Annotated in this window: 18 protein-coding genes and 1 riboswitch; of the genes, 16 read left to right on the top strand and 2 right to left on the bottom strand. The window is 74.7% G+C overall.

The window, feature by feature from the left end; all coding sequences use genetic code 11:
* The first annotated feature begins 57 nt into the window (after window positions 1-57).
* Genes ACFVQZ_RS04955 through ACFVQZ_RS04945 form a run of 3 tightly spaced genes read left to right on the top strand, consistent with a single transcriptional unit; the run spans window position 58 to window position 4,357 of the window.
* Window positions 58-2,115 (top strand): N-6 DNA methylase, encoded by a 2,058-nt coding sequence (locus ACFVQZ_RS04955; protein WP_383619743.1) that lies wholly within the window; start codon window positions 58-60, stop codon window positions 2,113-2,115.
* Window positions 2,116-2,165: 50 nt separating this feature from the next.
* On the top strand, window positions 2,166-2,783 hold the full coding sequence (locus tag ACFVQZ_RS04950) for a hypothetical protein (protein WP_030494667.1): 618 nt from the start codon (window positions 2,166-2,168) through the stop codon (window positions 2,781-2,783).
* Window positions 2,780-4,357 (top strand): protein kinase, encoded by a 1,578-nt coding sequence (locus ACFVQZ_RS04945; protein ID WP_383619740.1) that lies wholly within the window; start codon window positions 2,780-2,782, stop codon window positions 4,355-4,357. The genes ACFVQZ_RS04950 and ACFVQZ_RS04945 overlap by 4 nt, the downstream gene beginning before the upstream one ends.
* On the opposite strand, the gene ACFVQZ_RS04940 is transcribed toward ACFVQZ_RS04945, so the two are convergent.
* The gene (locus ACFVQZ_RS04940; protein ID WP_383619738.1) at window positions 4,288-6,723 is read right to left on the bottom strand and encodes a YfhO family protein; all 2,436 of its coding nucleotides are present in this window, start codon (window positions 6,721-6,723) and stop codon (window positions 4,288-4,290) included. The genes ACFVQZ_RS04945 and ACFVQZ_RS04940 overlap by 70 nt on opposite strands.
* Window positions 6,724-6,849: 126 nt before the next feature.
* Between ACFVQZ_RS04940 and ACFVQZ_RS04935 the strand changes: the two genes are divergently transcribed.
* The 4 genes from ACFVQZ_RS04935 (at window position 6,850) to ACFVQZ_RS04920 (ending at window position 10,180) form a co-directional block, all read left to right on the top strand.
* The gene (locus ACFVQZ_RS04935; protein ID WP_036415975.1) at window positions 6,850-7,845 is read left to right on the top strand and encodes a glycosyltransferase family 2 protein; all 996 of its coding nucleotides are present in this window, start codon (window positions 6,850-6,852) and stop codon (window positions 7,843-7,845) included.
* A gap of 122 nt (window positions 7,846-7,967) precedes the next feature.
* The gene (locus ACFVQZ_RS04930; RefSeq protein ID WP_383619736.1) at window positions 7,968-8,660 is read left to right on the top strand and encodes a SurA N-terminal domain-containing protein; all 693 of its coding nucleotides are present in this window, start codon (window positions 7,968-7,970) and stop codon (window positions 8,658-8,660) included.
* 26 nt (window positions 8,661-8,686) lie between these two features.
* Entirely contained in the window at window positions 8,687-9,646 is a 960-nt protein-coding gene (locus tag ACFVQZ_RS04925; RefSeq protein WP_383619734.1) for a nucleoside triphosphate pyrophosphohydrolase, read from the top strand.
* 54 nt (window positions 9,647-9,700) lie between these two features.
* Window positions 9,701-10,180, top strand: a complete 480-nt coding sequence (locus ACFVQZ_RS04920; RefSeq protein ID WP_383619732.1) for an RrF2 family transcriptional regulator — start codon at window positions 9,701-9,703, stop codon at window positions 10,178-10,180.
* Window positions 10,181-10,185: 5 nt separating this feature from the next.
* On the opposite strand, the gene ACFVQZ_RS04915 is transcribed toward ACFVQZ_RS04920, so the two are convergent.
* Window positions 10,186-11,397, bottom strand: coding sequence for a globin domain-containing protein (locus tag ACFVQZ_RS04915; RefSeq protein ID WP_383619730.1), 1,212 nt, complete (start codon window positions 11,395-11,397; stop codon window positions 10,186-10,188).
* Between the two features lie 101 nt (window positions 11,398-11,498).
* On the opposite strand from ACFVQZ_RS04915, the gene ACFVQZ_RS04910 reads away from it, so the two are divergent.
* The 9 genes from ACFVQZ_RS04910 to ACFVQZ_RS04870 all read left to right on the top strand — a co-directional run bounded on the left by ACFVQZ_RS04910 (window position 11,499) and on the right by ACFVQZ_RS04870 (window position 22,270).
* A complete protein-coding gene (locus ACFVQZ_RS04910) occupies window positions 11,499-12,911 on the top strand; it encodes a cytochrome P450 (RefSeq protein WP_383619728.1) in 1,413 nt (470 codons plus the stop codon).
* A gap of 197 nt (window positions 12,912-13,108) precedes the next feature.
* Window positions 13,109-14,209: a transglycosylase family protein gene (locus tag ACFVQZ_RS04905; RefSeq protein ID WP_383619726.1), complete on the top strand. Its 1,101-nt coding sequence runs from the start codon at window positions 13,109-13,111 to the stop codon at window positions 14,207-14,209.
* A gap of 264 nt (window positions 14,210-14,473) precedes the next feature.
* Window positions 14,474-14,649: riboswitch (cyclic di-AMP (ydaO/yuaA leader) on the top strand.
* A gap of 4 nt (window positions 14,650-14,653) precedes the next feature.
* Window positions 14,654-15,406: a transglycosylase family protein gene (locus ACFVQZ_RS04900; protein ID WP_383619724.1), complete on the top strand. Its 753-nt coding sequence runs from the start codon at window positions 14,654-14,656 to the stop codon at window positions 15,404-15,406.
* A gap of 290 nt (window positions 15,407-15,696) precedes the next feature.
* Window positions 15,697-16,983 (top strand): phosphopyruvate hydratase, encoded by a 1,287-nt coding sequence (gene eno / locus ACFVQZ_RS04895; protein WP_030496705.1) that lies wholly within the window; start codon window positions 15,697-15,699, stop codon window positions 16,981-16,983.
* 102 nt (window positions 16,984-17,085) lie between these two features.
* Window positions 17,086-17,556 carry a septum formation initiator family protein gene (locus ACFVQZ_RS04890; RefSeq protein WP_030496706.1) on the top strand — a complete coding sequence of 157 codons (471 nt, stop codon included), beginning with the start codon at window positions 17,086-17,088 and terminating at the stop codon, window positions 17,554-17,556.
* Window positions 17,557-17,579: 23 nt separating this feature from the next.
* A complete protein-coding gene (locus ACFVQZ_RS04885; RefSeq protein WP_030496707.1) occupies window positions 17,580-18,119 on the top strand; it encodes a DUF501 domain-containing protein in 540 nt (179 codons plus the stop codon).
* The gene (locus tag ACFVQZ_RS04880) at window positions 18,116-19,030 is read left to right on the top strand and encodes a Ppx/GppA phosphatase family protein (RefSeq protein WP_030496708.1); all 915 of its coding nucleotides are present in this window, start codon (window positions 18,116-18,118) and stop codon (window positions 19,028-19,030) included. Before ACFVQZ_RS04885 ends, ACFVQZ_RS04880 begins: the two co-directional genes overlap by 4 nt.
* A 370-nt stretch (window positions 19,031-19,400) precedes the next feature.
* Window positions 19,401-20,789, top strand: a complete 1,389-nt coding sequence (locus tag ACFVQZ_RS04875; protein ID WP_030496709.1) for an NAD(P)/FAD-dependent oxidoreductase — start codon at window positions 19,401-19,403, stop codon at window positions 20,787-20,789.
* Window positions 20,790-20,971: 182 nt separating this feature from the next.
* Window positions 20,972-22,270: a class I SAM-dependent methyltransferase gene (locus ACFVQZ_RS04870; RefSeq protein WP_383619721.1), complete on the top strand. Its 1,299-nt coding sequence runs from the start codon at window positions 20,972-20,974 to the stop codon at window positions 22,268-22,270.
* The last annotated feature ends 7 nt before the right edge of the window (window positions 22,271-22,277 follow it).

Here is a 22,277-nt window from a genome sequence, read left to right as displayed (position 1 = left end):
CGTTCACGAATGGATCGACCGGTTCGGGTCGTACGAGCGGGAGGACGGAGGGCGCAGGTGCCCGAGGACAGCGCTACAGAGGTCACCGCCGCCGGCATCGCCCGCCTCGCGGGCGTCGGCAGGGCCGCCGTCAGCAACTGGCGCCGCCGCCACGCCGACTTCCCCAAGCCCGTGGGCGGCACCGAGACCAGCCCCTCCTTCTCCCTCGCCGAGGTCGAGCGCTGGCTCCGCGACCAGGGCAAGCTCGCCGAGGTCCCGCTCCGCGAGCGCGTCTGGCAGCAGCTCGCCGGCCACCCCGCCGGCACCCTCACCGGCCTCGTCCACACCGGCTGCGTCCTGCTCCTCCTGCGCGAGCGGCCCCCCGGCGTCGCCGCCCTCGCCGCCCTCCCCGACCCCCGCTTCACCGAGGCCCTGCCCGGCGCCCTCGAAGAGGTCCTGACCGTCCGCTTCGGCATCCCCCGCGCCGTCCGCACCCCCCTCGCGGACGACCTGGCCCCCGCCGCCCCCCTCTTCCGCGCCGCCCTCGAACTCGCCGCCGAACTCGGCGGCCCCCGGCAGGCCTTCGAGTTCCTCCTCGGCCGCCACCTGGACGCCAACCCCCGCCAGTACACGCTCACCCCGCCGCCGCTCGCCGAACTGATGGCCGCCCTCGCCGCCGCCGCGACCGCGAGCGCCGGCGACCCGCCCGCCGGCGTCCTCCTCGACCCGGCCTCCGGCACCGGCGGCCTGCTCCGGGCCGCCGCCCACCCCGCCACCCTCGCCGTCCAGGACGCCGACCCCGAGCTGGCCGCCCTCTCCGCCCTCCGCCTCGCCCTCCACGGCGACGCCGACATCCGCTCCGCCGCCGGCGACACCCTCCGCGCCGACGCCTTCCCCGACCTGCGCGCCGACACCGTCCTCACCCACCCGCCGTTCAACGAACGCGCCTGGGGCCACGACGAACTCGCCTACGACCCCCGCTGGGAGTACGGCTTCCCCGCCCGCACCGAGTCCGAGCTCGCCTGGGTCCAGCACGCCCTGGCCCGGCTCCGCGACGGCGGCACCGCCGTCCTCCTCATGCCCCCCGCCGTTGCCTCCCGCCGCTCCGGCCGCCGCATCCGCGCCGACCTCCTGCGCCGGGGCGCCCTTCGGGCCGTCATCGCCCTCCCGGCCGGCGCCGCGCCCCCGTACGGCATCCCGCTCCACCTCTGGGTCCTCGTCCGCCCCGCCGCCGACCGCCGCCCCCCGGGCGAGACCCTCTTCGTCGACACCGCCGGACTCGTCCCCGACGCCGGCCGCGACAAACTGCCCTGGACCGCCCTGCAGAACGCGGTCCTCGACGCCTGGGCCGGCCGCGCCGCCGACGACACCCTCGCCCGCGCCGTCCCCGTCATCGACCTCCTCGACGACGAGGTCGACCTCGCCCCCGCCCGCTACCTCACCGCCCCCGACGCGGGCGGGTCCGCCACCGAACTCGCCGCCGTCCGCGACCGCCTGGACGAAACCCTCGTCCGCACCCGCACCCTCGCCCCGGCCCCCGCGCCCGCCCGCCCCGCGCCCCGCCCGCTCACCACCGTCGGCGAACTCGCCCGCACCGGCGCCCTCCAGCTCCGCACCGGCGGCCAGGGCACCGCCCCCGCCGGCCGCGAGGTGCCCGTCCTCACCGAACACGACGTGCTCACCGGCGCCGCCCCCTCCGGCACCCTCCCCGAGGCCGCCGACGGCCAGGCCGAGGAACCCGTCCTCGTCCGCGAGGGCGACGTGGTCGTCCCCGTCCTCGGCGCCGGCCCCGCCGCCCGCGTCGTCGACGCCGCCACCGCCGGCGCCGCCCTCGGCCGCGGCCTCCAGCTGCTCCGCCCCGACCCCGACGCCCTCGACCCCTGGTTCCTCGCCGGATTCCTCCGCGGCACCGCCAACAACCGGCAGGCCAGCAGCTTCGCCTCCACCGCCACCCGGCTCGACGTCCGCCGCCTCCAGCTGCCCCGGCTCCCCCTCGCCGACCAGCGCGGACACGGCGAGCGCTACCGCGCCCTCGCCGACTTCGAGGAGGCCCTGCGGCTCACCGCCCGGCTCGGCGAACAACTCCTCCAGGGCCTCTACGACGGCCTCGCGGACGGAAGCGTTCAGCCCGGGTAGCGGCGGGGCTACTCTCGTAGCGAGATCAGCCGTCCCTGGGGGGAACTCGCATGTACGGACAGATGCCCGCCGCTCCCGCGCCGAGACCCGGCGGCCCGTCCGCCGGCACCGTCGCCGTCCGCGTCCTCATGGCGGCCGGCGTCGTGCTCTCCCTCGGACTGCTCGCCTGGGTGGCGATGCTCCGCCTCGCCATCATGCGCCGCCGCGCCCTCGACTGGGTCCTCTTCTGGACCCAGCTGGCCGCCACCGCCGGCTGCTTCGTGCTCCTCCAGGAGAAGTACGCGGACTCCTGGCTGAGCGACCTCGGCGCCGGCCTGATCCTCGCCATGGGCGCCGCCGTCACCGCCCACTACCTGGCCGCCGACATCCGGCACCACCGCGCGCCCGCCGCACCCGGACCCCACCCGCTCCCGCACGCGCCCGCGTACGGCTACCCGCCCGTGGCCCCGGCGCCCGCGCACCCCCTGCCGGTGAACCCGGCGACCGCCGTCACCGCCCCCGGCCCCTACGCGCCGCAGACCCCGCAGACCCCGCCCACCGCGCCCAACCCGTACGCCGCCACGCCCCCCGCGACCCTCCCGACGCCCCCGCCCACCCCCCGCATCGACCAGGTCCGCGCCGAACTGGACGAGCTCAGCGACCTCCTCCGCAAGGAAGGGGAGAAGTGAACGGCCGGGTCGTCGGCGGACGGTACGAGCTCGCCACCGTCATCGGCCAGGGCGGCATGGGCCAGGTGTGGACCGCGTACGACACCCGGCTCGACCGCCGGGTCGCCGTCAAGCTCCTCAGCCCCGCCGCCCTCACCGGCCCCGCCACCGCCGCCGAGGAACTGCGCCGCCGCTTCGTCCGCGAGTGCCGGGTCACCGCCCACGTCGACCACCCCGGCCTCGTCACCGTCCACGACGCCGGCAGCGACGCCGACGACCTGTACCTCGTCATGCAGTACGTCGACGGCGCCGACCTCGCCGACCACCTCGCCGAGCACGACCCCTACCCCTGGGAGTGGGCCGTCTGCGTCGCCGCCCAGCTCTGCGCGGTCCTCGCCGCCGTCCACGCCGTGCCGATCGTCCACCGCGACCTCAAACCGCGGAACGTGATGGTCCGCCCCGACGGCACCGTCACCGTCCTCGACCTCGGCGTCGCCTCCGTCCTCGACTCCGACACCACCCGCCTCACCCACACCGGCGAACCCATCGGCAGCCCCGCCTACATGGCGCCCGAACAGGCCATGGGCGGCGCCGTCGGCCCGCAGACCGACCTCTACGCCCTCGGCGTCCTGCTCCACGAACTCCTCTCCGGGAACGTGCCGTTCGCCGGCTCCACCGCCCTCGGCGTCCTCCACCGCCACCTGTACGAGCCGCCCCTCCCGCTCCGCCAGGTCCGCCCCGAGGTCCCCGCCGCCCTGGAGGCCCTCGTCCTGCGCCTCCTCGCCAAGGACCCCGCCGCCCGCCCCTCCGGCGCCCACGAGGTGTACGAGACGCTGCTGCCGCTGCTCCCCGCGCGCGGCACCCCCTCCGGCCCCCTCGACCCCACCCGCCCCTTCCTCCGCCCGCACGCCCCCTGGCCCGCCGCCCCCCGCCCGGCCGCCGCCCAGGCCCCGGCCCCGCCCCCCGTCCCGGCCGCCCGCCCCGCCGTCACCGACCCCCGCGTCGCCGCCCCCGCCCCGGCCCCGCCGCCGGTGCCCGCCGCCGCGCCCCGCGGCGCGGACGTCGCCGGCACCGTGGAGGAGGTGAAGCGGCTCCTCGGCGAGGGCGCCCTCACCCAGGCCGTCGACCTGCTCGGCGGGATCCTCCCGGCCGCCGCCGCCGCGCACGGCGAGGCGTCCCCGGTCGTCCGGATCCTGCGCAAGCAGTACGCCTCCACCCTCCTCGACGACGGGCAGTACCGCCGCGCCCTGCCCGAACTGCGCCGGCTCGCCGCCGACGACCCCGGCAACGCCCAGTTCCGCTACGACATCGCGCTCTGCCTGGAACAGCTCGGCGAGACCGCCGACGCGCTGGCCGCCTTCCGCGCCGTCCTCCCCGCCTTCGAGCAGGGCCCCGCCCAGGACCCCGGCCGGGCCTTCGACGTCCGGCGCCGCACCGGGCTGCTGCTCCTCGCGACCGGACGGCACGAGGAGGGCCGGGCGGAACTGCACCGGCTGCTCCTCGACACCGAGCGGCTGTACGGCCCCTACCACCCGCCTGCGGCGGAACTGCGCCGCGTCCTGGACCACCAGCGCCAACTCGGCCGGCAGGGCTGACGGTTCCGCAGCACGGCCGCCGCCGCGAGCGCCAGGAGCGACGCCCCCGCCACCGCCAGGCCGGGCAGCAGTCCCGGAGGGCGGAAGGCGCAGCTCACGCCGGACGCTCCGGTGACCCGCACGGCCAGCAGGCCCGCGTACGGCTCCGGCGCGCCGCCCTCGCAGGTCCAGCCGGGGATCGCGGGGGCGGCCACCACCACGGTGCCGGTCGTGCCCGCCGGGAGGCGGGCGGTGAGCCCCGCCGCCGTGGTGTCCACGGCGTCGGCGGCCCGGTCCCGGAGGGCGGTCACCGCCGCCCCGAGCCGGTCGTGGTCCAGGCAGCCGAGCGCGGCCGGGCCCTTGCCCGCCGGGACCTCCGGCCGGTCGCCGGGGGCGCGCTGGACGCCCAGCGACGTCATCGCGGCCCGCCGCCGGGGGCCGCCGCCGAGCAGCCGGACCGGGGCGCCGGCGCCGAGCCGGGCCTCGCCGGTGCGCTCCGGGGCCCACAGGAACACCTCCGTGCCCACCGGGCAGGGGCCGGTGCCCGCGGGGCGGGTGTAGACCGGGGCGCCGAGGAGGAGTTCCTGGTTGCGGAACGGGTCGGGGCCGAGGACCGGCGCGGCCCCGGGGGGCCGTACCGTCACCAGCGGCAGCCGGGCCGCCGGCCGGACGACCGCGCCGTCGCGCCACCGGGCGCCGACCGCGAACAGCGCGTCCGTCACCGGGTTGTCGAGGCTCTGCAGGTTCCGGCCGCGCGAGGTCCAGCCGCCGCCGAGGGCGGTGAGCAGGTCGGTGAGGACGGCGGGGGTGTGGCTGCTGTAGTAGGCGGCACCCTGGCCGCCGAGGAGCAGCGGGTCGTTGCCGGCGACCTGGGGCCGGCCGGAGTCGGTGCGGTACGCGGGCCAGCCGCCGGCCGCCGCGAGGGCCGCCGCCCGGCGCTGCTGCTCCGGGCCGACGGGCGGGTAGTCGTCGAGGTGCCCGAGGCGCGCGCGGTCGGCGTACGCGGTGGTCGCGGCGGCCTGGCCGAGGACGGTGCCGGTGACGAGCAGCGCGGCGACGACGGCGTACCGGCGGCTGCGGGGGAGCGCGAGGGCGCCCGCCGCGGCGGCGAGCCCGGCGGCGCCGAGGAGCAGCGCGGGCCGGGTGGCGAGCGCGCTGGGGAGGGCGCCGGCGGTCAGCGCGAGGACCGCGGCGGCGCCGCCGGCGAGGGCCCGGCGGCCGGGCGGGCCGTGCGCGAGTCCGGTGTGGGCGGCGATGACGAGCAGGCCGCACAGGACGAAGGTCTGGCGGTACGGGCTGCCGTTGGGCGTGGCGAAGAGGTGCCACACCAGGTGGGTGGGCCCCCACTGGAGGGAGAGCAGGACGCCGAGGACGAGGCCGGTCCACACCCACCGCTCCCGGCCCGGCACGTCCCGCCGGAAGGCGAGCGTCGCCGCGAGCAGCAGCACCGGGGCGGCGACGAACGCGGCGGGGCTGGAGAAGGCGTACGTCCCCGGCAGCAGCCGGGCCAGCACGTCGGCCGGATCCGCCGCCGCGAAGTCTCGGACGACGCCGGGGTGCGCCTGCCGGGTCGACAGCAGGACGGGGAGGAGCACGGGCGCGGCGAGGCCGACGCCGAGGAGCGCGGACAGCGCGGCGCGCAGCGGCGGGCGCGGGCGGAGCGGGCCGGCCGTCGCCAGGCGGGCGAGGAGGAAGAGGGCGGCGCCGAGGGTCGCCATGTAGGCGGTGTAGAAGTTCGCCGTCCAGCAGACCGCGACGGTGAGCACGGACAGCAGCGGGCGGACGCCCTCGCGGGCCCATTCGGCGACCAGGCACAGCAGCGGGAAGGCGATCAGGCCGTCCAGCCACATCGGGTTGTAGGTGGCCTCGGTGAGCGACCAGCCGCACAGGGCGTAGCCGGCGCCGAGGGCGGCCGGCCACCACCAGGCGGGGGCGGTGGAGAGGCGGCGCAGGAGGAACGCGGTGGCGGCGGCGGCCAGGGCGGTCTTGAGGACGGTGAGCGCGTAGAGGGCGTGTTCGACGTCCGCGCGGGGCGCCAGGGCGACGAGGGGCGCCAGCGGGCTGGACAGGTAGGTGCCGTAGTCGGGGAGGAAGCTGGTGCCCCAGCCCGCCTGCCAGTTCAGCAGCGGGCCGCCGTCGGCGCGGCCGTGCAGCAGGTCCCACAGGTGGGTGTGGAAGGGGAGGAACTGGTTCGCCAGGTCGTTCACGGACCGGTGGCGCGGGCCGAAGGGGAAGACCCGGGCGGCGGCGTCGCCCGCGCAGACGGCGGCGGCGGCGAGCAGCCCGGCGAGGGCGCAGGCGGCGGCCGTGGCGCGGCGCGGGGCGGCCGGGTCCGCGGGGGTGCCGGCGGTGGCGGCGGTGGGACGGATTCGCAGAGCAGTTCGCATGGCGGGTCGAATATCGCAGCGCCGGAGGGGCTCCGGACCGCCGCCGCGGGGCAGTTCACGCAATGGTCGCTCCGCCGTCACCCGTGGGGGGCGGGCGGGTCACCGGTCTGCCTTTGGGTGTCGGGTGTGCTGCTCTCTCTCGTCGTCCCCTGCTTCAACGAGGAGGACGTCCTCGCCCGCTTCCACTCCCATGTGACGAAGGAACTCGACGCCCTGGAGGGCGAGTTCGAGATCGTCTACGTGGACGACGGAAGCCGCGACCGGACCCTCCCGATCCTGCGGGACCTCGCCGCCGCCGACCCCGCCCGGGTCCGCTTCGTCTCCTTCAGCCGCAACTTCGGCAAGGAGGCCGCCATGCTGGCCGGCCTCCGGCACGCGGCCGGCGACGCCGTCGTCATCATGGACGCCGACCTCCAGCACCCGCCGGAGCTGGTGCACCGGATGGTCGCGCTGCACGCCGAGGGGTACGACCAGGTCGTCGCCCGCCGCACCCGCGAGGGCGACCGGGTCACCCGCACCCTCACCGCCCGCCTCTACTACTGGGCGATCAACCGGCTCGTCGACGTGGAACTCGTCGACGGCGTCGGCGACTTCCGGCTGTTGTCGCGGCGCACGGTGGACGCGATCCTCGGGCTCGGCGAATACAACCGCTTCTCGAAGGGCCTGTTCTCCTGGGTCGGGTTCCGCACCACGACCTTCGCCTACGAGAACGCGGTGCGCGAGGAGGGCCGGTCCAAGTGGACCTTCGGCAAGCTCCTCAACTACGGCCTCGACGGCCTGCTCTCCTTCAACAACAAGCCGCTGCGCGCCGCCGTCTACCTCGGCCTGCTGCTGGTCTCGCTCGCCCTCGCCTACGCCGGCTGGATCGTCGCCGACGCGCTCGCGCACGGCGTCGACACGCCCGGCTACGTCACCCTGCTGGTCGCCGTGACCGCGCTGGCCGGCGTGCAGATGGTCATGGTGGGCCTGATCGGCGAGTACGTCGGCCGCATCTACTACGAGGTGAAGCGCCGGCCGCACTACCTGGTGGCCGAGACGCACGCGGGCCGCGAGAAGGAGGACGCCCGGGCCGACACCCGGGCGGCGGGTGCCTCGTTGTGGGAGACGGTCGTCCGGAAGTGACCCCGGTGACGCGGTGACGCGGAAGTTGTCCCCGCGAAGTGGTGGCTACGGTCCCGGCGACTCCCTACCATCGATCACCGCAAGGTCGTCCAACTGACGCACGACCAGCCCGGGAGGCTCCTTTGCACCGCCGCGACCGCCGCCACGCCCGCTCCGCGCCCCGCCGCACCGCGCTCGTCCTCTCCGCCGCGCTCCTCGCCGCGGCCCCGCTGCTCACCGCGTGCGGCGGCGAGGCCCATCCAGGGGCGGCGGCGGTCGTCGGGGGCGAGCGGATCGACGTCGCGAGCCTCCAGGCCGAGGTGAAGGCCGCCCGGGACGCCCAGTCGGCGTCCCCGCAGGCCGCCCAGCTGATCGCCGCGACCGGCGACCTCGGCCGGCAGAAGCTCAACGGCATGATCTTCGACCGCATCCTCGGCCGGGTCGCCGCCGACCAGGGCGTCTCCGCCAGCCGCGCCGAACTCCAGGAGACCCGCGAGGCGTTCGTCCGGGAGAACGGCGGCGAGGAGGGCCTGGAGGCCGTCCTCCTCCAGCAGCAGGGCGTCGCCCCCGGCCAGATCGACGACGTCGTCCGGCGCAACGTCCTCATGACGAAGATCATCGAGAAGCAGGGGATCACCGAGACCCCCGAGGGCCAGCAGAAGCTCCAGGAGCTGTTCGCCGCCGCGTCGAAGTCCCTCGACATCGACGTGAACCCGCGCTACGGCGCCTGGGACGACACCAAGGTCCAGCTCGACACCGGCGCCGCCACCGCCCCCTGGCTGACCAGGGTCACCCAGGGGCAGGGCGCCGCGGGGGCGGAGCAGCTGCCGGGCTGACCCCGCGCCCGGGGTAGGTTCGAAGGGTGACTTCCGAGAACCCCGGCCGCGTCGTCCTGCTCACCGCCAGCCACCGGGTGGCGCCCGGACTGCTGTCCTGGCCCGCCTGGGAGGCGCTGCGGAGCGCCGACCGGGTCCTCTGCCCCGACGAGCACCACCCCCAGCTGCCCTACCTGCGGGAGGCGGGCGTCGCCGTCGAGCACGCCCGCCCCACCGCGGAGGAGCTGGTCGCCGCCTGCGCCGGAGGCCGTACCGTCCTGGTGCTGCCCTCCGGCGAGGGCGACGGCGCGCTCACCGACGGGCTGGCGCGGCTGGCCGGGTCCGGCCGGGTCGCCATGCCCGACCTGGAGCTGCTGCCCGGCTCGTACGACCTGCCGGGCGCCCGCCTCCTCGACCTCGTCCAGGTCATGGACGTCATCCGCCGCCGCTGCCCCTGGTCCTCGCTCCAGACGCACCGGGGCCTCGCCAAGTACGCCATCGAGGAGGCGTACGAGCTGGTCGAGGCGATCGAGGCCGGCGACCGGCACGAGCTGCGCGAGGAGCTGGGGGACGTCCTGCTCCAGGTCGTCTTCCACGCGCGGATCGCCGAGGAGGACGCCGAGGAGCCGTTCTCCGTCGACGACGTGGCCGGGACCCTGGTGGAGAAGCTGATCCAGCGCCACCCGCACATCTTCGGCGACGAGACCGCCGAGACCCCGGAGGACGTGCGCGCCCACTGGCTGGCCGCGAAGGCCGTCGAGAAGGGCCGGGAGTCGGTGACCGACGGGGTGCCGGTCGGGCAGCCGGGGCTGGCGCTGGCCGCGAAGCTCGCGAGCCGGGTCCGCACGGCCGGTCTCGGCGTGCCGCTCCCGGAGGGCACCGGCATCGGCTACGAACTGCTGGCCCTGGCGGTCCGCGCGGAGGCCGAGGGCGTCGACCCGGAGGCGGCGCTGCGGGCGGCGGCCCGGGCGTACCGGGACGCGATCCGGGCGGCCGAAGAGCTGTGAGGCCCGCGGCGGACGGCCCGCCGCCCCGGATCCCGGATGGGTAGTATCCAGAACATGCAGATGAGCGAGGGCGTCGAGTGGGCGCTGCACAGCTGCCTCAACCTGGCCTGGGCCGAGGACGGGGCGGCGGTCACGGCGACCCGGCTCGCCGCCTTCCACGCCCTGCCCGCGGCCTACCTCAACAAGCAGCTCCAGGCCCTCGTCCGGGCCGGGATCCTCACCTCCACCACCGGCCCGCGCGGCGGCTTCCGGCTCGCCCGCGCCCCCGGTGACATCACGGTCCTCGACGTGGTGACCGCGATCGAGGGGCCGCAGGACGCGTTCCGCTGCCAGGAGATCCTGCGGCAGGGCCCGGACGGCCGGGCCGGCGTCGACTACCGCGCGACCTGCGCCATCTCCCGGGCCATGCGCCGCGGCGAGCTGGCCTGGCGCCGGGAGCTCGCCGCACAGACCCTCGCCGACCTCAAGGCGGAGGTGGAGGCGCGGCAGCCGGAGACCCCGGAGCTCACCCGGCGCGGGCTCGCGCGCCGCTGACGGCGTCAGAACCCGCCGGGGGCCCGGGCCGCCGGGTCGTGCCAGCGGACCGCCGGCGGCTGGAGCAGCCACTCGGCACGGGAGGCCGGGCGGGTACCGAACCGGCCGGCCGGCGGCAGGACGTCGTGGCGGGTGCGGGCCGGATCCGCGCCCAGCTCCTCCAGGACCTCCGTGACCTCGGCGAGGAAACCGGGCGGACCGGCCAGGTGCACGTCGTGGTCCGGCCAGCGCCCGCAGGACCGCAGCGCCGTCAGCAGCCGCTCGGTCGCCTGGTCCCGGTGGTGGCGGGGGGCCGCGGTGATCAGGGTGACGCGCAGCCCCGGCAGCCGCGCGGCCAGCCGCTCCAGGTCCGCCCGCCCGTACAGGTACTCGCGGGAGCGCGCCACCATGAAGATCCGGCCCTCGGCCGCCGGGTCCGCGCCGGCCGCCTCCTCCAGCAGCGCCTTGACCGGCGCCCAGCCCGTACCCGCGCATATATAGGTACGGAGCCCGCCCGGCGCCGTCGCCGCCACCGCCGCGCCGCCGGCCGCGCTCAGCCGCAGCGTCTCGCCCGGCCGGACCTCGTCCACCAGCGCCGTGCTCATCGCCCCGCCCCGGACCCGGCTCACGTGCAGGTCGAGCGTGCCGTCCGCGCGGGGCGCGTTGCCGAGCGAGTACGTGCGCCACACGCGCGGCACCCGGAGCGAGCTGACGCCGGCGTACTGGCCCGGGAGATAGGGGAACGGGCGGCGCGGGCGGAGGGTCAGCACCGCCAGGTCGCCGCCGTGCCGCCGGTGCCCGACGACGTCCGCGTCCCACCACGCGGGATCCCCGGCCGCCGCGGACTCCTCCGCGCCCCGCAGCATCAGCTCCGCGACCCGCCCGTACGCCTCCGTCCAGGCCTTCTCCGCCTCCACCGTCCACGCCGACCCCGCCGCGTGCGCGAAGGCGGCCAGCAGGCTCTCGCCGACCGCCGCGTAGAGCGCGGGCGTGGCGAGGAACTTGCGGTGGTCGCGGCCCAGCCGCCCCAGGTAGGCGGCCAGCCCGGGCTCGTCCAGCGCGGTCACCACATAGGTGAGTGCGGCGAACAGCCGGTCCCGCTGCGGGCCCATGTCCTCCGGGAAGAGCTCCCGCACGCCCGGGTTGCGCCAGAACAGGTGCGAGTAGAAGTACGTGACGGCGTGCTCGGCCCGTCTCTCGACGACCGCGAACGTGCTTCTCAGCAAGGGGAGGTCCACGCGGGCAATGTAGGGCACGCGCCGTCACGGCGTGATCACCGGGCGGTGATGACGTCAGGTCGGCCGCGGGGCCGCCGGGGACCGGACGGTACGGTCGGGGCGTGAGTGAAGGACCCGCCCCGACGCCCGGCACGCCCCATGAGCCCCGTACACCCCGTACGCCGGAGGCGTCCGGTACGCCGGGAACGCACCGCACGGACCCCGCCCCGGCCGGCTGCCCGGTCTCCGGAACCGGTGAAGGGCCCGTCCCCGCCCTCTTCAGCTGGGAGTTCGCGAGCGACCCCTACCCGGCGTACGCCTGGCTGCGCGAGCACGCGCCCGTGCACCGCACCACCCTCCCCAGCGGCGTCGAGGCGTGGCTCGTCACCCGGTACGCGGACGCCCGGCAGGCCCTCGCCGACCAGCGGCTCTCCAAGAACCCCGTGCACCACGCCGAACCCGGCAAGACGGGCATCCCGGGCGAGCGCAGCGCCGGCCTGATGACCCACCTGCTCAACATCGACCCGCCGGACCACACCCGGCTGCGGCGGCTCGTGTCCAAGGCGTTCACCCCGCGCCGGGTCGCCGCCTTCGCGCCGCGCGTGCAGGAGCTGGCGGACCGGCTCATCGACTCCTTCGCGGAGCGGGGGAGCGCCGACCTCATCCACGAGTACGCCTTCCCGCTGCCCATCTACGCCATCTGCGACATGCTCGGCGTCCCCGCCGAGGACCAGGACGACTTCCGCGACTGGGCCGGGATGATGATCCGGCACGGCGGAGGACCCCGGGGCGGGGTCGCGCGGTCGGTGAAGAAGATCCGCGGATACCTGGCGGAGCTGATCCACCGCAAGCGGCAGACCCTCGGCGAGGAGGGCGCGGACGACCTCATCTCCGGGCTGATCCGCGCCTCCGACCACGGCGACCACCTCACCGAGGCCGAGGCCGTCGCCATGTGCTTCGTGCTGCTCTTCGCCGGCTTCGAGACGACCATCAACCTCATCGGCAACGGCACCTACGCCCTGCTCCGCAACCCGGAGCAGCGCGCCCTCCTCCAGTCCTCGCTCGCCGCCGGCGAGACCGGGCTCCTGGAGACCGGCGTCGAGGAACTGCTCCGCTACGACGGGCCGGTGGAGCTGGCGACCTGGCGGTACGCCACCACCGACCTCACCCTCGGCGGCCAGGCCGTCCCGGCCGGCGACCCCGTCCTCGTCGTCCTCGCGGCGGCCGACCGCGACCCGGACCGCTTCGGCGCCCCGGACACCCTCGACCTCGCCCGCACCGACAACCAGCACCTCGGGTACGGGCACGGCATCCACTACTGCCTGGGCGCGCCGCTCGCCCGGCTGGAGGGCCAGACCGCGCTCGCCACCCTCCTGACCCGCCTGCCCGACCTGCGGCTCGGCGCCGATCCGGACGAACTGCGGTGGCGCGGCGGGCTCATCATGCGCGGATTGCGCACGCTTCCGGTCGAGTTCACCCCATCCGCACCCCGTCCGCACCCCCGCACGGCGGGTGACGGAGGATCAGAAATGTGATCTTCACGTGATCGCGCGGCCATCGACTTGTGACGGACGTTCGAATGCGGCTACGTTCGCGCCAACGTTCGGCCCGACCCCGGCCGTCCCAGGCGTCACCGCCGACCCGCCGTCACGCGAAAGGCCCCGACATGCTTTCCGGAAACGGACGACACCGTCGACCCCGCCAGGCTCCCGCGATCGTCGTCACCGCCGGAGTGACCGGATCCGCCCTGGCGCTCCCGCTGCTCGCCACCGGATCCGCCTCCGCCGCCGACGCGGCCACCTGGGACCGCGTCGCCGCCTGCGAGTCCGGGGGCCAGTGGAGCGCCAACCTCGGCAACGGGGCCTTCGGCGGGCTCCAGATGACGCAGGAGCTGTGGGAGCGGCACGGCGGACTCGCGTACGCCACCAGCCCCGACCTCGCCAGCCGCGCCCAGCAGATCACCGTCGCCGAGCGGGCCCTGGCCTCCGGCAGCACCGCCTGGGCCACCTGCGCCCCCATCGCCGGCCTGGAGAACGACGGCGAGGCGACCGGCGTGCACCCCGGCCCCGTGGTCCCGCGGGAGGAAGAGGGCGGCGTGGCGCCCGAGTCGAACCGCACCGGCGGCACGCCCGCCGGCACCGACACCGCCACCGCCCCCGCCGAGCGCCCGGCGGCCGGGGAGACCGCGGAGACGTCCGCCCCGGCCACCACGCCGGCCGACTCCACGGGGCGGGCGGAGACCGCGGAGACGGCCGCGGAGACGGAGGAGGCGCGGAAGGCGCCGTCGGGGTCCGCCACGGCCCCGGCGAAGCCCACCTCTCCCACCTCCCCCGACACGTCCACCGCGCCCACGGCCCCCGGGGTCGGCGTCACGCCGCTGCCGGCGACCACCGCGCCCGGCGCCCCGGACGCCTCCACGGGCACGCCCGAGGCCCCGGTCGGCACCCCGGACGGCTCGGGCGCCCCCGTGGCGCCCACCACCCCGGCGGCCCCCGGCACGGAGGGGTCTGACGTGGCGTCGGCCGCGCCCGGGACGGGCAAGCACCGGGGCGAGGCCGCCCCGGAGGAAACCGGCAAGTCGGACACCAGTCAGGAATCCGGGCGACATGCCGCAGCTGCGGACAAGGTCGTATCAACCCCCGTCAACGCGGACGAGGCTGACGCCTACACCGTGCGGCCGGGTGACTCCCTGTCGGAGATCGCGCAGGCGAACGACCTTCCGGGTGGCTGGGATGCCCTCTACGACGCCAACCGCCAGACGGTCGGCACCGACCCGGATCTCATCCTCCCTGGTCAGAGCCTGGAACTGACGGTCCCTTCGTCGGAGAAGTGAGGCCGTTTCAGGGGCGTATGTCCGATTTTGGGAAAGTGAGACATGGGTCTCTTCGCCCCAACTGGCGTGTCACGTCCGCAAACTTTGCTTCCGTCAGCTCTCACCTGCGCAAACGAGGTCTGACGGAGGGCAAGGAAGGGCGTTTTGTCCGTCGTGAGCCTCTTTGAACTTCGAGCACCTGTGTGTCTACGGTCGACACCGCTCGCCACCGCGGGCCCCGTCGACCGAAACGCCGAGTCCTGCCGTCGGCCGCCGGGAACTGTCGTCGCGAAAGCGCCGCAGGCAGGAGTGGGGGACCCAAGGTTCGTGCCGGGCCCGGCCGTCGACAGCGACGGCCGCAGGACCGGCTAGGGGTGAAGCCGCGTGCTAGGACACGCGGCCGGGCGACTCTTCCAGCCCGAACCCGACAGCTCACCTCACAGGCGTCGGTGAAGAGGAAACTCCATGCTGTTCTCCGGCACGGGCAAGCGTCGTCGTCCCTCCAAGGCCACCCGCGTCGTCGCCCTCGTCGGCGTCACCGGCGCGGCCGTCGCCGCCCCGCTGATGGCCGCCGGCACCGCCTCGGCCGCCACCGCCTCCGAGTGGGACCGCGTCGCCCAGTGCGAGTCCGGCGGCAACTGGTCCATCAACACCGGCAACGGCTACTACGGCGGCCTCCAGTTCTCCGCCTCCACGTGGGCCGCGTACGGCGGCACCGCCTACGCCGCCACCGCCGACCAGGCCAGCAAGTCGCAGCAGATCGCCATCGCCGAGAAGGTCCTCGCGGGCCAGGGCAAGGGCGCCTGGCCGAGCTGCGGCGTCGGCCTCTCCTCCGCCTCCTACGACGGCGGCTCCGCCGAGGCCGCTCCGCAGCAGCGGAGCACCCAGCAGCAGAGCACCCAGCAGGCCGCCCCGCGCCAGAGCGCCCCCGAGCGCTCCTCGGAGCAGTCCGCCACCCGCAGCGAGCAGCGCCAGGCCCCGAAGCGCACCGCGCAGGCCGCCCCGCAGGCCGCCGCCAAGAAGACCGTCACCACCCCGACCGGCAAGAAGGTCAAGAAGGGCGACGGCGAGTACAAGGTCGTCGCCGGCGACACCCTCAGCAAGATCGCCGCGGCGCAGGGCGTCGAGGGCGGCTGGGCCGAGCTCTTCGAGCTCAACAAGGACGTCGTCGAGAACGCCGACCTGATCTACCCGGGCCAGCAGCTCCACCTCAAGTAAGGAGCCGCGGTGGCGGTGAGTCCGGCGGCTCACCGGCACCCGACGACCCTCCCGCGGTGACCACCCCGGTCCCGAGCCCCCTTCCCCCGTGGCTCCGGACCGGGGTTCCGGCGTTACCGCCCGGTAGTTCCCGGGTCTTTCGTCCTCCGATGCGTGCTCTTGGGCCCTTTTTCGTCCCAGGGGACGGGCGGTCGGCTGGCCGGAGCGCCGGAGCCGGTTAGGCTCTTGTCGCAAGGCGAACGAGACCTTGCGACCCCTGCGTCACACCTAGCGTCACATCCCAGAAGGAGATGCTCGTGCCGTCCATCGACGTCGTCGTAGCCCGGGAAATCCTGGACTCCCGAGGCAACCCCACGGTCGAGGTCGAGGTCGGCCTCGACGACGGCAGCACCGGCCGTGCTGCCGTGCCGTCCGGTGCCTCCACCGGTGCGTTCGAGGCTCTGGAGCTCCGTGACGGCGACCAGAACCGCTACCTCGGCAAGGGTGTCGAGAAGGCCGTCCTCGCCGTCATCGAGCAGATCGGCCCGGAGCTCGTCGGCTACGACGCCACCGAGCAGCGCCTGATCGACCAGGCCATGTTCGACCTGGACGCCACCCCGGACAAGTCGTCGCTCGGCGCCAACGCCATCCTCGGCGTCTCGCTCGCCGTCGCGCACGCCGCCTCCGAGGCCAGCGACCTCCCGCTCTTCCGCTACCTGGGCGGCCCGAACGCGCACCTGCTGCCCGTTCCGATGATGAACATCCTCAACGGTGGGTCGCACGCCGACTCCAACGTCGACATCCAGGAGTTCATGATCGCCCCGATCGGCGCGGAGTCCTTCTCCGAGGCGCTGCGCTGGGGCACCGAGGTCTACCACACCCTCAAGTCCGTCCTGAAGACCAAGGGCCTGTCCACCGGTCTCGGCGACGAGGGCGGCTTCGCCCCCAACCTCGGCTCCAACCGCGAGGCGCTCGACCTCATCCTGGAGGCCATCAAGCAGGCCGGCTACGTCCCCGGCAAGGACGTCGCCCTCGCCCTGGACGTCGCCGCCTCCGAGTTCTACAAGGACGGCAAGTACCTCTTCGAGGGCAAGGAGCGCTCCGCCGCCGAGATGACGGAGTACTACGAGGAGCTCGTCTCCGCGTACCCGCTCGTCTCCATCGAGGACCCGCTGTTCGAGGACGACTGGGCCGGCTGGAAGGTCATCACCGAGAAGCTCGGCGACAAGGTCCAGCTCGTCGGCGACGACCTCTTCGTCACCAACCCCGAGCGCCTCGCCCGCGGCATCGAGGAGAAGTCCGCCAACGCCCTCCTGGTCAAGGTCAACCAGATCGGCTCGCTGACCGAGACCCTCGACGCCGTCGAGCTCGCCCAGCGCAACGGCTTCAAGTGCATGATGTCCCACCGCTCCGGCGAGACCGAGGACGTCACCATCGCCGACCTCGCCGTCGCCACCAACTGCGGCCAGATCAAGACCGGCGCCCCGGCCCGCTCCGAGCGCGTCGCCAAGTACAACCAGCTGCTGCGCATCGAGGAGATCCTCGACGACGCCGCCGTCTACGCCGGCCGCAGCGCCTTCCCGCGCTTCAAGGGCTGACCTGCCCCGGCACCGCAGTTCCGTCCGTCCCCGCACCCGGTCCCGTACCGTGTGCGGGGACGGACGTGTGAGGGAGACCGGAGACAGGGGAGGCGGCAGGACATGGCCGTGAAGAACGGGGACCGGTTCTCGACCGCGACCCGGCTCAGGCTGATCGGCGAACAGACCGCCGCCCGCGTCTACCGCTCCCAGACCCGGCGCCAGGCCCGCCGCTCCCGGCTCACCGGCCGCGCCGCCTTCCTCGCCCTGGTCGTCTGCTCCCTCGTCGTCGCCCTCGCCTACCCGATACGGAGCTACGTCTCCCAGCAGGGCGAGATCGCCGACCAGGAGCGCAAGGCCGCCGAGGCCGCCCGCCGGGTCGAGGAGCTGCGGGACGAGAAGGCCCGCCTCCAGGACCCCGCGTACGTCCGCCGCCTCGCCCGCGAACACCTCCACTACGTGCTCCCCGGCGAGACCGGCTTCACCGTGAACGACCCCGGGGCGGCCGACCGCCCCCGCGCCGACCAGGGCACGTCCGACCGCCCCTGGTACGACAACCTCTGGGACGGCGTGGACAACGCCGACCGCCGCTGACCGACCCGACTGTAGGACCCACCTTGGAAACGCCCCCTCCGCAGACCGCACGCACCGAGCCCACCGAGGCGGACGTCGCCGCCTTCGAGGCCCAGCTCGGCCGGCCGCCCCGCGGCCTGCGCGCCATCGCGCACCGCTGCCCCTGCGGCAACCCGGACGTCGTCGAGACCGCGCCCCGGCTGCCCGACGGCACCCCCTTCCCGACCACGTACTACCTCACCTGCCCCCGGGCGGCCTCGGCCATCGGCACCCTGGAGGCCAACGGGGTCATGAAGGAGATGCAGGCCCGGCTCGCCACCGACCCGGAGCTCGCCGCCGCCTACCGCGCCGCGCACGAGGACTACCTCGCCCGCCGCGACGCCATCGAGGTCCTGGAGGGCTTCCCCAGCGCCGGCGGCATGCCCGACCGCGTGAAGTGCCTGCACGTCCTCGTCGGCCACGCGCTCGTCGCCGGCCCGGGCGTCAACCCGTTCGGCGACGAGGCCCTGGCCATGCTCCCCGAGTGGTGGGCCAAGGGCCCGTGCGTGAACCCGTGCGCCGAGAAGAAGGAGACCGCGGAATGACCCGGGTCGCCGGAATCGACTGCGGCACCAACTCCATCCGCCTCCTCGTCGCCGACGTGCACCCGGAGACCGGCGAGCTGATCGAGCTGGACCGGCGGATGACGATCGTCCGGCTCGGCCAGGGCGTCGACAAGACCGGCCGGCTCGCCCCCGAGGCGCTGGAGCGGACCTTCGCCGCCTGCCGCGCGTACGCCGCCGTCATCGAGGAGCTGGGCGCCGAGCGGGTCCGCTTCGTCGCCACCTCCGCCTCCCGCGACGCCGAGAACCGGCAGGAGTTCGTCGACGGGGTCGTGTCGATCCTCGGCGTCGAGCCCGAGGTCATCACCGGCGACCAGGAGGCCGCGTTCTCCTTCACCGGCGCCACCGGCGAACTGCGCGGCGACGACCGCCGCCTCGTCGTGGACATCGGCGGCGGCTCCACCGAGTTCGTCGTCGGCAACCGGCACGTCGAGGCCGCCCGCTCCGTCGACATCGGCTGCGTCCGCCTCACCGAGCGGCACGTCCGGCACGACCCGCCGACCGCCGAGGAGGCCGAGGCCATCCGCGCCGACGTGCGCGCCGCCCTCGACCTCGCCGCCGAGACCGTCCCGCTCGACACCGCCGACACCCTCGTCGGCCTGGCCGGCTCCGTCACCACCGTCGCCGCCATCGCCCTCGGGCTGCCGGAGTACGACTCCGAGAAGGTCCACCACTCCCGGATCTCCGCCGCGCAGGTCGCCGAGGTCACCCGCCGGCTCCTCGCCTCCACCCACGACGAGCGGGCCGCGATCCCCGTCGTCCACCCCGGCCGGGTCGACGTCATCGTGGCCGGCGCCCTGGTCCTCCAGGAGATCGTGGAGCGCGTCGGAGCCGCCGAGGTCGTCGTCAGCGAGCACGACATCCTCGATGGGATCGCCCTATCCGTGGCATAGCGGGCAGCTATCGAGGCCCCCGGCGACACCCCGTCGGGAAAGCTTCGTGAAGTTCTTCACAAGGAAAAGGGCCCTGATGGCGCCGAAGGGAGGTCTTCCGGCCTCCCCGGGGGGTCATCAGGGCCCTTTCGCAGGCGCGGAGGCCACTTCGCTCGATGTTTCCATCGTGTGAACGCACCCGCCGGTTCAGCGTTAACGGCGGCTCTCCGGACCAGTTCAGTAGGGGTGAACAACGTTCGCCCCCGCACCCTGGTTCCTTTGCACGACCATGACATGGATCACGTGGGCGGCGGAGTGTAGCAGAGCACCCGCGGAAGCTTGTGAAGGGGCGCACGAGGTGACCCCCGGGGGTGGGTGGATACTCGATGGCATGAGCACCACGGAGCGTCCCAGGATCCTCATCGTAGGCGGCGGGTACGTTGGCCTGTACGCCGCGCGGCGCATCCTCAAGAAGATGCGTTACGCCGAGGCGACCGTCACGGTCGTCGACCCGCGGTCGTACATGACGTACCAGCCCTTCCTCCCCGAAGCCGCCGCCGGCAGCATCTCGCCGCGCCACGTCGTCGTCCCGCTGCGGCGCGTCGTGCGCGGAGCCGAGGTGCTCACCGGCCGGGTCACCACCATCGACCAGGACCGCAAGGTCGCCACGATCGCGCCGCTCGTCGGCGAGGCGTACGAGCTGCCCTTCGACTACCTGGTCATCTCGATGGGTGCCGTCTCCCGCACCTTCCCGATCCCCGGCCTCGCCGAGCAGGGCATCGGCATGAAGGGCATCGAGGAGGCCATCGGGCTGCGCAACCACGTCCTCGAGCAGCTGGACAAGGCCGACTCGACCACCGACGAGGAGGTCCGCCGCAAGGCCCTGACCTTCGTCTTCGTCGGTGGTGGCTTCGCCGGCGCCGAGACCATCGGCGAGGTCGAGGACATGGCCCGCGACGCGGCCAAGTACTACACCAACGTGTCCCGCGAGGACATGCGCTTCATCCTCGTCGACGCCGCCGACAAGATCCTCCCCGAGGTCGGCCCCAAGCTCGGCCAGTACGGCAAGGAGCACCTGGAGAGCCGCGGCATCGAGATCTACCTGGAGACCTCCATGGACTCCTGCGTGGACGGCCACGTCGTGCTCAAGAACGGCCTCGAGGTCGACTCCAGCACCATCGTGTGGACCGCCGGCGTCAAGCCGAACCCGGCGCTCGCCCGCTTCGGCCTGCCGCTCGGCCCCCGCGGCCACGTGGACTGCAACGAGAAGCTCCAGGTCAACGGCCTCGACTACGTCTGGGCCGCCGGCGACAACGCCCAGGTCCCGGACCTCGCCGCCATCAAGGCCGGCGTCCCGGCCGAGCGCGCCTGGTGCCCGCCGAACGCCCAGCACGCCCTGCGCCAGGCCAAGGTCCTCGGCGACAACGTCGTGTCCGGCATGCGCGGTTTCGAGCAGCGCACGTACAGCCACGCCAACAAGGGCGCCGTGGCCGGCCTCGGCCTCCACAAGGGCGTCGCCATGATCGTCATGGGCAAGTTCAAGATCAAGCTCAAGGGCCGTCTCGCCTGGTACATGCACCGTGGCTACCACGGCATGGCGATGCCGACCTTCAACCGCAAGATCCGCGTCTTCGCCGACTGGACCCTCGGCATGTTCCTCAAGCGCGAGGTCGTGTCGCTCGGCGCCATGGAGACGCCGCGCGAGGAGTTCTACGAGGCCGCCAAGCCCGCCCCGGCCCCCGCCGCGGCCCCGGCCCCGGAGAAGGCCAAGGCGTCGTAACACCCCGCAGTACCGAAGGGCCGTCCGTCATCCGTGGTGCGGGCGGCCCTTCGGCGTGCTTTCGGCGCGTTCTGCCGAGTCCTCGCGTCGCGGCGGGATGGGAAATCCCCACCGACGGTGTTCCCTTGATGACGGAAGGACGGCGGACGACAGTCCGGGGCAAGCCACGGAGGTGTGTCACCATGGCCGACGCCGCGACGCGGCTCGCGACTCTCGCCGGGGAACTGCTGGGAAGTCCCCTCCCGGTGCGCCTGCGCGCCTGGGACGGCAGCGAGGCGGGACCCGCGGGAGCCGGTCCGGTTCTCGTGATCAAGGACCGCAGGGCCCTGCGCAGGATGATCTGGAAGCCCGGCGAACTGGGCCTGGCCCGCGCCTGGGTGGCCGGCGAGATCGACGTCGAGGGCGACCTCTACGACGCCCTGGACCGGCTCTCCGGACTGATCTGGGAGCGCGACGGGGAAGCGGCGGGCGGACTGCTCTCCGCCGTCCGCGACCCGCGGATCCGGGCCGCCGGCGCGGCGCTGCTCCGGCTGGCCGGCCCGCTGCCGCCGCCGAAGCCGCCGGCCGAGGAGGTCCGCGCCCGCAGCGGCGGCCGGCACAGCAAGCGCCGCGACCGGCAGGCGATCAGTCACCACTACGACGTCGGCAACGACTTCTACGCCCTGGTCCTCGGCCCGTCGATGGTCTACTCGTGCGCCTACTGGACCGACGGCGGCACCCTGGAGGACGCCCAGCGCGACAAGCTGGACCTGATCGCCCGCAAACTGGCCCTGAAGGAGGGCGACCGGCTGCTCGACGTGGGCTGCGGCTGGGGCTCGATGGCCCTCCACGCCGCCCGCGAGTACGGCGCCCGCGTCGTCGGCATCACCCTCTCCCGCGAGCAGGCCGCCTTCGCCCGCAAGCGGATCGCCGAGGAGGGGCTGACCGACCGGATCGAGATCCGGGTCCAGGACTACCGGGACGTGTCCGACGGGCCGTTCGACGCGATCTCCTCCATCGGCATGGCCGAGCACGTCGGCGCCGTCCGGTACCGCGAGTACGCCGACATCCTGTACGGCCTTCTGAAGCCCGGCGGGCGGCTCCTCAACCACCAGATCGGGCGCCGCCCCGAGCCCGACGAGGAGGCGTACCGGGTCGACCCCTTCATCGACGCGTACGTCTTCCCCGACGGCGAACTCGCCCCCATGGGCCGCACCCTGACGACCCTGGAGGACGCCGGCTTCGAGGTCCGGGACGTCGAGGCGATCCGCGAGCACTACGCGCTGACGCTGCGCCGCTGGGTGGCGAACCTGGAGCGGGACTGGGACCGCGCGGTGCGGCTCACCTCGCCCGGCCGGGCCCGGATCTGGCGGCTCTACATGGCGGCCTCGGCGGTCTCCTTCGAGCGCAACCGGATCGGCGTGAACCAGTTCCTGGCGGTGAAGACGCCCGCCGCCGGGACGAGCGGGCTGCCGCTGCGCTCCCGGGAGTGGACGGAGTAGCGCGAGG

Source organism: Streptomyces sp. NPDC057854, assembly GCF_042797055.1.
Taxonomy (GTDB): Bacteria; Actinomycetota; Actinomycetes; order Streptomycetales; family Streptomycetaceae; genus Streptomyces.
The sequence above is the reverse complement of the archived record's forward strand: the minus strand, read 5'-3'. Positions and strand labels throughout refer to the sequence as shown.